We start from the raw sequence: 10,434 nt of genomic DNA on the forward strand, positions 1-10,434 counted from the left end.
TATCACCCCTTTACAGCCACCTATAATTAATAAACCCTAACCCTCTTGAATTCATTTCTCCTACTCCTACCCCTAGTGCAAAGTTTATTATCTCTTGAGCTTTTTCATTATCAGCAACTCTAAAATTAATCTTATCCCCAAGTAAACTTATATCCTTGTATTTAGTTGATATAGGCTTTTTATTTACAATACTCATAGCTGTAAACAATTCAAAATCCTCATCTATTTTTTCATCATAAAAGTTATTATATTTTTTAATTAAATTTTCAGTTATTCTTTTTTCTAAAACATCTATTGTTGAATGTTGTTTCCAATAACCTTTATCAAACTTAGACACTATTGGTGTTATCGTGTGGATGCTTTCTATATGCTTTATAGGAATTATCTTTTTGCTTACTGTTAAAACTTTTATCTCATCTGTATATTGATTTTTTAATTCTTTCATAAAATATTCACTTAAATTGTTGTCTACTGTTCTTATTATAAAAGTGTATATATTTTCTTTCTTATATACTTTATCTTTTTCTAATGGATATAGCATATTAAAAGAATAGTTTTTAAACTTGTTTTCATTGTGGAATTTAGTATATATCTCACTTTTTGTTAAAGCATTATCTATTATTTTGCATATTTCTTGTGATGTATTTTCTAAATTTATATCTTTAAGTAAAAATACCTTTACTTGTAATTCAATTATGTTTTTCAACTTATTCCTTCTCCCCTTTTTATTTTTATAATATTATTAATATGACCTTCTTTTAAAAAAACCTTTATTTTTTTATCTAAATTTGCATTTTTCTACATTATATTTAATTCTTAATATGATTTTAGTCTATATTATTAAACTTTCACCATTATCTTCTGACTTACCTATAATCTCTTCACCAAACACGTTTCCATTCATAAGTTTTATTATACAAACAAAGTCTTCACCTTTATCTATAACTTTTTCTAAGTCATTTTTTAAACTAAGTAATTTTGAAGGTGTTACCTCACCTCTAAATACAGACTTTTGAAAATGAGTAAGATATTTTTTACACACCTTAAAAACCTTATTTACTCTTTTTTCTCCTATATCATAAAATACAAATGCATAATTATAATTTATCTTTTTATTCTTATTAGCCATTTATATACCTTCTTTCAAACTATATGGTTTAAACTCCTTGCCTTCCATTATCATTTTTAAAAGTTTATATCCATCTAGCTTTATACAAGTTCTCATAGTTACTTTTCTTTTAAGTCTTGGGTGCTCTTTAACAGATTCTAATCTACCTTCTAAAGCTTCTATGTAAATTTTCTTTCCTTCTTCATTAAGCATACAGTAGTTAACATTTTTCTCAAAATGCTTATTGACACTTATTTTTCTATTATTAACTAAATCAAATATAGTTTTATAAACTATTACTGGTTTAAATACTTCACTTAGATCTAAGCTTAGTGAAAATCTACCTTCACTTGGTTCATGTAAAAAACTTATACTTTGATTTAAATGAGTATTATATATTGCTGTTACAGTTTTTGCGTATAAAATACTATTTCCAAATGATATCATTGCATTTAATGGATTATCTGGCGGCCTTTTTACCCTTTTATTAAATACAAAATCTTCTCTAAGTATATGATTAAATGATGAATAGAAAGTTTGCCATATATATCCTTCTACTGAAAGTATTTCTTTTATGTTATTTGCTTTTTCTAATTTTTCTACGGAATCTTTTTTTAGGTGTGTTAGGATAGGTTTTATATCTGATTTTCCATGTTTATAGTAGTGCATTAGTACTTCTATCATATTTTCTCTAATTCCATTTACAATACTCTTTGCTACAATTTCTCTTTGTTCTTCAAATAACCTTGCTTGCTTAATGGTTACCTTTCCACTTATTAAATGCTCCTTAGGGTAAAAAGTTCCACTATATCCTCCATGATAGTTAAAGAAGTGTACTATAATATTAGATTTTGATAAAAAATCTAATAACTTTGAATTTAAGGATACTTCATTTAAACAAAATATTTCTGTGGTATTTTCTACTGGTATGTATACATTCTTTCCATTTTTTCTAAAGCATATTGAATCATCTTTTCTACTTAACTCTCCCATAGAGTTTATATACTTTGTTTTTCCCAAATTTAATCCTCCTATTATATAAAGCAGTATTCATAATAAGCACATTTTTTACATCCCCTTTTTAAATTGGGTGATGGTGCTATAGAATTATTTATAAGGTTATTTATTTTAATTTCTATATCTTCTAACTCTAATTCATTTTTTTCATTTAAGTCTAAAAATACTATTTTATTATCAATTTTATTTTTTTCTATAAACTCTATTTTTCCTTTTCTATTTATGCCTTTTTCTTTTAGAATTTTTAAGTACAATAAAACTTGCCACTTACTTGCCTCAACATCTGCATCTGATTTTTTAATCTCTACTAGGTGATCTTTTGTTAGTTTATCTATTTTTACATTTTCTATTGCTAGCTCTCTATTTTTCACTCCATCAGCTCTTATTTCATGCAATACTCTACCTATTCGTACATCTTCACTATTATCTTCAAGATTTATTCTATTCCCAAGTAACCAACATTGTCTTTTACAATGAAAATAGTAATTTATTAATGTACCTGTTAACTTCATTAAATTCTCCTTTAATATTTATTTTTATTATTTTAAATTATTAACTTGCTTAAATTTAACCATACATATTATTTAAATTTTTAATTTAAGTTCTGTTATACTAAATTACTTATAAAAATATTTTAAATTATACTCTAAAATTTTTTCTGTTGTTTACAACTTAAAATTTAAATATTATTGTATGCACATTTAAAATCCCCTAGTAATCACTTTGATTTCTAGGGGATTTTATTTACTTTAAATAACTAATACTATTTAAATCTCTTTGGTTTCTCTACTCTCATAGCTATTATATAACCACATTCTGTGCATATATATGCTATTACATTTGAGCTCAGTCCAAATGAATCCATTGGATGCATACTTCCTTGACCTTTTTGTATTCCTCGCTCAATTTCATTGCAACCACAATTTGGACATTTATCAGTTTCTATCATATACTACTCCCCCCTTTTATCCTGACATGTGTATTTTATATATTTAATTTTGTTAATTATATAATTTTTGTATTTCTACATTATTTTTTATGTACTCTAAAGAGTTAACTTCGCCTATATTATCAATCCTTATCCTATATTCTCCTTTAGATGCACTTGAACTAATATATATTTCCTTATATTTATAATCAGTTTCTTTAAGTGCATTTATTATTTCATAGACGCCTTTTGAAAATTCATCAGAATTGCTATAAAGATATTCTTCACTATCAACATTGCTTGCTTCTTTATATAAATATAAGCCTAATGATTCTATTTCTTTATTTGAGTAGTTTTTTACTAAATTATAATCTATATCATACTCTTCTCCCATATTCACAGATGGGATTGATATATTTTCTTTTTTTAAATTAGTTTTTAAAAGAATTGCATTTATTAACTTTGATCCAATATTTTGATTTATTTTATCTATACTATCAATTTGATATTCATCCTCTATATTTTTACTATATGGGATGTAAGACAAATAATAAACCTTTCCGTCCTTTTTATCTTTAATGTGGTACACATAACTTGGACCTTTAAATCCATAGTAATTAAAATCTTCTAAAGTAAACTTATCTTTATAGTACTTATTAACATATTCTTGAAGCATAGGCTTAGCTTTTAGGTAAGTTATGGGATTTCCCATCAGCCCATTATAAAAGTAAAAACTAATTGTCATAAATAATATAACTGATATTATTACGCTTAATCTTTTTACTCTATCTTTTTCATGTATATATTCATTTGTATATTTTCCTGCATAAGAAAGTAGTATTAGCCAAAACAAAGCTGCTGGTATTAAAATTATCTCATACCCTAACTCTGGCGTAAATAAATTAGTAACTAAAAGACTAATAGCACCGATTATTATTATACTTAATACGTCATTATATATAAGAACAAGTAAAAATGGAATTATAACAGGTAATGGAAATGTTCCAATAAATTTAGACGAAAAAAATATTATAGATGCGATTATAGAAAAAATTATTATTACTATGTATTTAATTATAAACTTTGGTTTGATCATTGTTTTTTCAAGCATACTTTACAGTCCTCCATCTACTACAAATTACCCATAAAAATTTCCCCAGTATATTAACCCATATTTTGTTACAATCCATTTTTTCAATTCACCTTGAGTAGCTTTTTCAACAGGAGGATTTATAAGAGTATATACCATCTGGCTTTCACCAATTTTTGCATTATGAGGCTTATCTGATATTTTAAGGGTTATTGCAGTAATTAGATTTCCAGTTCTTGCAATTGCGAACCTTAATGCCCCAATAGGTGTCCCTATAACATATACTATAATTAGCATTATTATGATAGATATCATATTTTCTGATTTAATTTTCATCTTATCTCCCCCTCAGTTAGTAAGATCTTCAAATCTATTTTTATTCTAAACTTATATCTAATTTTCCATTTTCATCAATTTGATTAATAATTACATAAGCCTGTCCACTATATCCATGTTCTAAATACCCAACTAAGCACTTATCATGGATATTACCTTTTTTATCTTTATATATTAAAAATATTGAATCTTCGCCTTGAACTTTTTTAGTATCTATTTTTTCTTTCCAAGATTTATTTGGCTCTATTTTAGAAACTGTTTTTATAATTCCACCAACTTTATACCTTATTTCCAAATCAGTAATAGTTGAATCAGTTTTATTTGTAATAGATAGTTTGTAACCATCATTAAGCTTTTCAATTAAATTCAACGCTGTAAGCACTATTACTAATCCGATACCTATGCTTACTATAATTTTATTTATTTCACTCATATTCTACCCCCTAAGTACCTTATATAATTTGATTTCTTCTTTATAAAAGATACTTATTATATTTTATAAAGTCCACTACTAAGCTACCAGATGCACTTTAATTTTGCAATACATTATACCTGAAAGGCTATTTTTTGTACCCAAATGGTTAAATTTTATAAACTTCTTTAATATGTTTAACTCTTTCATCTCCCCTATAATTTAATTAAGCTTAAAGCTAAAAAATATTAAGGAGGTTTTATATATGGCTGTTATTGAAACTAAAAATCCATCAAGCTTAAAGATTAAATTAGATTTAGGTATGGTAAATGGTAAGACCAAAACAAAACTTAAGACTTTTTCTAATTTAAAACCAAATGCTACTAATCAAGATGCTTATGAGGTAGCTGATGCTTTAATGTCTCTTCAAGAGCATAATGTTTTAGATGTTGTTAAGGTTGATAATACTTCGCTTGATGCTTAGTAAAATTTATTAAAGGAGGAATTTAGTATGGAAACTAAAAAATTGGTTATGAGTTTTAAAACTAATGATGATAAGAAGGTGTCTTTATCTGTTGATAATCCTAGAGAAGATATTACTGAAGATGAAATAAAGAATGCTATGGATTTAGTTTTAGCTAAAGGAGTTTTTGCTCCTAATGGTGCTGAGATAGTATCTACTTTAGGTGCTAAGGTTGTTGCTACTAATACTAGTGATTATGATTTAGTTATAGAGTAATTTATAGGTCAAGATTATGTCTTGGCCTTTAATTTTTATAGGAGGGTATTTTATGGATTTTGAAATTCAAAGTTTGATAGCTTCTGTTGGCTTTCCAATTGCTATTAGTATGTATTTACTTGTGAGGATTGAGGGAAGGCTTCAGTGTCTTACTGATTCTATTAATGAATTATCTAAAAATATTATTGGTATGAAATAATAAAATATATATTTGTATTACAAAAATAAGGTAGCTTTAAATTTAGCTACCTTATTTTTGAATTTATTAATTTCATTCTTAGAATTTTATTAAGTCATTTAGGTAATAGTGTCTGTAATAAGCTATTAGAGTTATAGCTATTTCTGTACTAATTGGATATAATTTTACCGTCACTAATAGTTATAACATTTTCGGCACTCTCAGCTATTTCATCATTATGAGTTATCATAACTAATGTCTGTTTATATTCATTAACGCAAAACTTTAATATATCCATTACCTCTTTAGTAGTTTTACTATCTAAATTTCCAGTTGGTTCATCTGCAAATATAATTGATGGTTTATTTGCAAGTGCTCTAGCAATGGCTACTCTCTGTTGCTGTCCCCCTGATAATTCATTTGGGAATTTCTTTATTTGTGATTTTAGCCCTAATTTATTTATTAAATCACTTATATACTCCTTATCTACTTTTTTATCACTAATTGAAACAGGAAGTATTATATTTTCATAAACATTTATAACTGGTATTAGATTAAAACTTTGAAATATAAATCCAAATTCTTCTCTTCTTATCTTAGACAGTTTATCATCATTTAAAGTATATAAGTCTAAATCATCCATAAATACTTTTCCTGAAGTTGGTTTATCAAGCCCTGCCATACAATGAAGTAGTGTACTCTTTCCAGAACCACTTTGTCCAATTATAGCTGTAAATTTATGAGGTTGTATTTCCAAATTAATGTTATCAATTGCTCTAACTTCGCTATCACCCTTACCGTATATCTTTTTTAAATCTATCACTTTTAAATTTTTCATATATTATCCTCCTAATACAATAAATTAATCGTTATCTTTTATTCCCTCAATAATACTTATCTTTTTCAAATCTCTACTGCTTGTAGCTACTGCAATTAAGCATACAATAACAGTTATAATAAAAAATATTATTGATTCTTTAACTGGGAATATAAAAGACATGAAATGCTCTATTCCATAGTTTTTATAAGCACTATTATTCCAATTTACATATTTAGTTAAGTTTGTTATAGATGGAATTATAGCAATTGTAAAGCTTAATATTGCATATGCTAATGCTTCATAAGTAATCATTTTCTTCATATTTTTTACACTTAATCCTATTGCTCTAAGTGTTGAAATCTCTTTCTTTCGTATAAGTAAATTTGTTTTTATTGTACAGAAGATATTAATTCCTGCTATTATTAAAACTAATATTATCACTGATAACTGGGTCTTAGTATACTCTGATATAGAACTTTTTTGCATCTCATTAAAGTTAAGCTTACTTTCAAATTGAGATAAATGAATACTATTAGAAACTTCTTCTACTTTTTTATTTACAGTTTTATCAGATGGATTTACTAAGCTTATACCTAATTTATTGTATTTTTTTTCTCCAACAATATGTTTAGAAAGGCTATTAGCTGTTACAATCTCAAAATTACGGTTTAAATCGCCATCCCCCTTAGACATCCAGTCAGATTTTAAAATTGCACATACTCTTACTTTGCTTTCTTTATATTCAGTGTTTCCGTTTTCTGTAATTGGAACTTTTATTGTTATAATATCCCCTATCTTTAAATCAGGAAAAACTTTTTTAAACGTTTTTGTCCCAGATTCATCATAAAAATAATTATATATTGCTACATTTGGTAACCCTTCGTTTAATGTTCCAATCTCATATATATGCCCTTCTTGTAAGAAGTTTTTCAATGTTTTATTTACATAATCCGGCCCAAATAATTTTAGATTCATTTCATATTCCATTTTATCTTGTTCTTGTATTCCTTTGCTCTTTGCAAAGTCCTTATCCATTTCATTCTTTTTATAATCTAATAATCCACTTTCTATTTGTACTGGAGTTACACTTTTTACACCATCTACATTTTTTAGCTTATTTACATCACTCTCTGTATACTTTGCATTATCTAAATCTGAATTTACTCCAAATTGTATTGTTATATCATATCTTTTTTGCATATCCGCAATTTTATCATTTATATCATTTTGCATACTTGAAAATGTAGTTAAAAATACATATCCTCCTAGCGCAATTGATATCATTGATATAAGAGCTCTACTTTTATTTCTTCCAATATTTTTAAGTCCCATAAATCCATAGAACCCAAATATTTTACTTAATAGTTTATTTAATCTGTAACTTCCTCTATAACCTTTAAACTTATCACTTTTCTTTGTGGCTTCAATAGATGATATATTACCAACTTTGAAAATAGGTATAATACAAGAAGCAAGTACAGAAAATACACCTGTTATTATGGCTTTCATAATATTTTCATTACTCACATATAACTTTGGCTTTATTACTGCCTCTTGATATATAGAAGAGCCAGATGTATTAACTACTATATACGAAGATATCCAACCGAATATTAATCCTACTACTATACCTAAAGCCATTATAACTAATGCTTGGTATATTATCATACATCTAACATTTTTCTTACTTGAACCTATTAATCTAAGTAATCCCATTTCTTTTATTGTTTCATTTAATGTTATATTAAAAAGATTAAATACGAAAATTGCTGCTGTAATTATAATTAAAACTTCTCTTTTATAAGCACCTGGATCATCCTTTTCTATTTGTTTATCCATTAATTGTCGTACAAGCGGCATATTTGGTGAGTAACTAACTTCCCCTAAATTATTTTTTTCCATAATTTTATAGGCTTGTCCATCAACATTTTTCCAGCCACTCTTTAAACTTAAGAGACTATTATAACTAATTGTATCTTGTGGTATTATGCTATTTTTTTCGTCATTTCCATAAGTAAATGCCTCAAATGGAATGTTAATATCATAAAAATTATAAAATTCCTTTGGTTTTTCTATAACTCCTACAAGTTTAAATTTTTTATCCTCAGTATAGATCTTATTATTCCCCTGGGAATCTTGATATTTCTTTTTTACTGTAAAATCTAAAGTTGAATTTAATTCATAAGATATATTCATTGCTTGCAGAGCATTTTCTTCCATTACTATCTCATTGTTATTCTTTGGAAGTCTACCTTTTATCAATTTACCTGACTTATCAGTAATATAATCTTTGTCTGCAGATTTTAGTGGAAAAGAGTTTCCCTTCTTGTCTACAATATTACCTAGATTTTGAACTGTAGTAATTTTTGATACATCCTTCTCACTTTTTAACTTTTCAGTTCCATCAGAATTTAAATCATTAAATTCTAAATTATATCCACCATAAAGTTTATTTATTGCTTTAACATCATTTTTATTTTGAGAATCTTTTATAACACTAGTTCCAAATATCAATACTACGCCTAATGCAACACCTAATATCAATAATGAAGTCCTAAGTTTATTTTTCTTTAAATATGCCAGTGACATTTTTAAGTATATTCCCATAAAATCCCCTCCTCGTTTATAATTTATTTATCTAAGTAGATTGGAGGATATTTTACATTTTTAAGTTCCTCACGATCTATTAGTTCATGACCATCACTTAAGTCATAGATTTGTAACATAACTTTATTTATATATAGAGCATGAATATCATCGCTATAAAGATATTGATATTCATATTGAGGATCATCTTTATAAGACACCTTATAAAGGATGCCATCGTAACTTGCTATTTTTGCTTTTTCTTTTGTAATTTTACTTATGTCATCTTTTGAAACTCCCTGCTCTACCATATATTTATTAATACGTTCTTCAGCTTCATTCCAAGGTTTAAAGTAATTATCATATACAAAAAATCCTGTAAATCCTATAATTAATACTAATAAAATAGCTAGATATTTTTTCATATAAACCTCCTTATTTTAATAAAAGTTGATAAATTTTCTGATACACTAGGACTTTAAAATATCGAAGTCATAATTACATCTTAATTGTAAAGTTTTAATGTATTTTCCAGATTTATTAACTTGAATAACTTGAATCGGTATATCATCCTTATAAGGAAGTTCTACAAGACCATTTTCTTCATTAAATGTTTTTTCAACTGCATCAAAGAATTCTTTCTCTGTTAATTTAGTGTTAGTTAATGACTTAAATATGTTGTATATAGCTTTAACATATTTATCATCTTCATATAATTTTATATTTTCAGGATATTCTTTGACCCACAGAATATCTAGTGTCGCCTTACCTTTTTTAGAGTCTTCGGACATAGAGTAATATAGACTTTGAATAGATTGTGTAGGAGGGTTTTCGAAGCCTCCTAGAGATAACACGAAACTACCATCTGGATTTGAATCGGCAACCCTAAGGCCACTATCTGTTATTGCTTTTGAAATCTTTTTAGATAAATCTTGTTTAACCTCATACACTCCTTCTTGGGTGCTAGTTTTCTTTGAGTAATCTTCAAAGAGCTTAATAGACTCATCTTCTTCAGTTGCTTGAGTTTCAGTTTCAATTGAGTTTTTTGATGGATTCTCAGAATGTGTACATCCCACCATTAAACCTACACTTAAACTTGCAGCTACTACCATAGCTAGTATAAATTTTTTTACTTTCATATACCTTTCCTCCATTGTATTTCTACTTCTCACGTATTTATTAATTATTTACCATAGTACCTTCGTCTGTGACTAATTCTT

Annotated in this window: 15 protein-coding genes; 3 read left to right on the top strand and 12 right to left on the bottom strand. The window is 26.5% G+C overall.

The annotated features are described in order from the left end of the window. Nucleotides 1–10 precede the first annotated feature (10 nt). The 8 genes from cas6 to BN899_RS19285 all read right to left on the bottom strand — a co-directional run bounded on the left by cas6 (nucleotide 11) and on the right by BN899_RS19285 (nucleotide 4,912). The gene (gene cas6, locus BN899_RS07745; RefSeq protein WP_042274356.1) at nucleotides 11–706 is read right to left on the bottom strand and encodes a CRISPR-associated endoribonuclease Cas6; all 696 of its coding nucleotides are present in this window, start codon (nucleotides 704–706) and stop codon (nucleotides 11–13) included. Between the two features lie 126 nt (nucleotides 707–832). Further along, entirely contained in the window at nucleotides 833–1,129 is a 297-nt protein-coding gene (gene cas2 / locus BN899_RS07750) for a CRISPR-associated endonuclease Cas2 (RefSeq protein ID WP_042274358.1), read from the bottom strand. After that, nucleotides 1,130–2,128 carry a type I-B CRISPR-associated endonuclease Cas1b gene (gene cas1b / locus BN899_RS07755; RefSeq protein WP_042274359.1) on the bottom strand — a complete coding sequence of 333 codons (999 nt, stop codon included), beginning with the start codon at nucleotides 2,126–2,128 and terminating at the stop codon, nucleotides 1,130–1,132. 14 nt (nucleotides 2,129–2,142) lie between these two features. Then, nucleotides 2,143–2,637 carry a CRISPR-associated protein Cas4 gene (locus BN899_RS07760; RefSeq protein ID WP_042274361.1) on the bottom strand — a complete coding sequence of 165 codons (495 nt, stop codon included), beginning with the start codon at nucleotides 2,635–2,637 and terminating at the stop codon, nucleotides 2,143–2,145. Nucleotides 2,638–2,888: 251 nt separating this feature from the next. Next, the gene (locus BN899_RS07765) at nucleotides 2,889–3,074 is read right to left on the bottom strand and encodes a hypothetical protein (RefSeq protein WP_042274363.1); all 186 of its coding nucleotides are present in this window, start codon (nucleotides 3,072–3,074) and stop codon (nucleotides 2,889–2,891) included. A 52-nt stretch (nucleotides 3,075–3,126) separates the two neighbouring features. Further along, a complete protein-coding gene (locus tag BN899_RS07770) occupies nucleotides 3,127–4,164 on the bottom strand; it encodes a YfjL-like protein (protein ID WP_042274364.1) in 1,038 nt (345 codons plus the stop codon). Between the two features lie 27 nt (nucleotides 4,165–4,191). After that, nucleotides 4,192–4,479 carry a hypothetical protein gene (locus BN899_RS07775; protein ID WP_042274366.1) on the bottom strand — a complete coding sequence of 96 codons (288 nt, stop codon included), beginning with the start codon at nucleotides 4,477–4,479 and terminating at the stop codon, nucleotides 4,192–4,194. A 40-nt stretch (nucleotides 4,480–4,519) separates the two neighbouring features. Next, the gene (locus BN899_RS19285; RefSeq protein ID WP_042274368.1) at nucleotides 4,520–4,912 is read right to left on the bottom strand and encodes a hypothetical protein; all 393 of its coding nucleotides are present in this window, start codon (nucleotides 4,910–4,912) and stop codon (nucleotides 4,520–4,522) included. 244 nt (nucleotides 4,913–5,156) lie between these two features. Between BN899_RS19285 and BN899_RS07785 the strand changes: the two genes are divergently transcribed. From BN899_RS07785 to BN899_RS07795, 3 genes are read left to right on the top strand one after another with little or no spacing between them, the layout of a single operon-like run. After that, the gene (locus BN899_RS07785) at nucleotides 5,157–5,375 is read left to right on the top strand and encodes a DUF1659 domain-containing protein (protein WP_042274369.1); all 219 of its coding nucleotides are present in this window, start codon (nucleotides 5,157–5,159) and stop codon (nucleotides 5,373–5,375) included. Nucleotides 5,376–5,402: 27 nt separating this feature from the next. Next, nucleotides 5,403–5,630, top strand: coding sequence for a DUF2922 domain-containing protein (locus BN899_RS07790; protein WP_042274370.1), 228 nt, complete (start codon nucleotides 5,403–5,405; stop codon nucleotides 5,628–5,630). Nucleotides 5,631–5,682: 52 nt separating this feature from the next. Next, nucleotides 5,683–5,829: a YvrJ family protein gene (locus BN899_RS07795; protein ID WP_071162442.1), complete on the top strand. Its 147-nt coding sequence runs from the start codon at nucleotides 5,683–5,685 to the stop codon at nucleotides 5,827–5,829. 148 nt (nucleotides 5,830–5,977) lie between these two features. On the opposite strand, the gene BN899_RS07800 is transcribed toward BN899_RS07795, so the two are convergent. Genes BN899_RS07800 through BN899_RS07815 form a run of 4 tightly spaced genes read right to left on the bottom strand, consistent with a single transcriptional unit; the run spans nucleotide 5,978 to nucleotide 10,353 of the window. Continuing rightward, on the bottom strand, nucleotides 5,978–6,646 hold the full coding sequence (locus BN899_RS07800) for an ABC transporter ATP-binding protein (protein ID WP_042274371.1): 669 nt from the start codon (nucleotides 6,644–6,646) through the stop codon (nucleotides 5,978–5,980). A gap of 24 nt (nucleotides 6,647–6,670) precedes the next feature. Then, on the bottom strand, nucleotides 6,671–9,235 hold the full coding sequence (locus BN899_RS07805) for an ABC transporter permease (RefSeq protein ID WP_042274372.1): 2,565 nt from the start codon (nucleotides 9,233–9,235) through the stop codon (nucleotides 6,671–6,673). 23 nt (nucleotides 9,236–9,258) lie between these two features. After that, nucleotides 9,259–9,639 carry a DUF3139 domain-containing protein gene (locus BN899_RS07810; protein ID WP_042274373.1) on the bottom strand — a complete coding sequence of 127 codons (381 nt, stop codon included), beginning with the start codon at nucleotides 9,637–9,639 and terminating at the stop codon, nucleotides 9,259–9,261. Nucleotides 9,640–9,684: 45 nt separating this feature from the next. Further along, nucleotides 9,685–10,353: a hypothetical protein gene (locus BN899_RS07815; RefSeq protein ID WP_042274375.1), complete on the bottom strand. Its 669-nt coding sequence runs from the start codon at nucleotides 10,351–10,353 to the stop codon at nucleotides 9,685–9,687. Nucleotides 10,354–10,434 lie beyond the last annotated feature (81 nt).

The sequence above is a fragment of the Faecalimicrobium dakarense genome (assembly GCF_000499525.1).
Lineage (GTDB): Bacteria > Bacillota > Clostridia > Peptostreptococcales > Peptostreptococcaceae > Faecalimicrobium > Faecalimicrobium dakarense.

Excerpts from the sequence above, each read along its gene's own strand:
- cas2 (WP_042274358.1), bottom strand. The coding sequence starts at position 1,129 with ATGGCTAATAAGAATAAAAAGATAAATTATAATTATGCATTTGTATTT.
- BN899_RS07760 (WP_042274361.1), bottom strand. The coding sequence starts at position 2,637 with ATGAAGTTAACAGGTACATTAATAAATTACTATTTTCATTGTAAAAGA.
- BN899_RS07765 (WP_042274363.1), bottom strand. The coding sequence starts at position 3,074 with ATGATAGAAACTGATAAATGTCCAAATTGTGGTTGCAATGAAATTGAG.
- BN899_RS07770 (WP_042274364.1), bottom strand. The coding sequence starts at position 4,164 with ATGCTTGAAAAAACAATGATCAAACCAAAGTTTATAATTAAATACATA.
- BN899_RS07775 (WP_042274366.1), bottom strand. The coding sequence starts at position 4,479 with ATGAAAATTAAATCAGAAAATATGATATCTATCATAATAATGCTAATT.
- BN899_RS19285 (WP_042274368.1), bottom strand. The coding sequence starts at position 4,912 with ATGAGTGAAATAAATAAAATTATAGTAAGCATAGGTATCGGATTAGTA.
- BN899_RS07785 (WP_042274369.1), top strand. The coding sequence starts at position 5,157 with ATGGCTGTTATTGAAACTAAAAATCCATCAAGCTTAAAGATTAAATTA.
- BN899_RS07790 (WP_042274370.1), top strand. The coding sequence starts at position 5,403 with ATGGAAACTAAAAAATTGGTTATGAGTTTTAAAACTAATGATGATAAG.
- BN899_RS07795 (WP_071162442.1), top strand. The coding sequence starts at position 5,683 with ATGGATTTTGAAATTCAAAGTTTGATAGCTTCTGTTGGCTTTCCAATT.
- BN899_RS07800 (WP_042274371.1), bottom strand. The coding sequence starts at position 6,646 with ATGAAAAATTTAAAAGTGATAGATTTAAAAAAGATATACGGTAAGGGT.
- BN899_RS07805 (WP_042274372.1), bottom strand. The coding sequence starts at position 9,235 with ATGGGAATATACTTAAAAATGTCACTGGCATATTTAAAGAAAAATAAA.
- BN899_RS07810 (WP_042274373.1), bottom strand. The coding sequence starts at position 9,639 with ATGAAAAAATATCTAGCTATTTTATTAGTATTAATTATAGGATTTACA.
- BN899_RS07815 (WP_042274375.1), bottom strand. The coding sequence starts at position 10,353 with ATGAAAGTAAAAAAATTTATACTAGCTATGGTAGTAGCTGCAAGTTTA.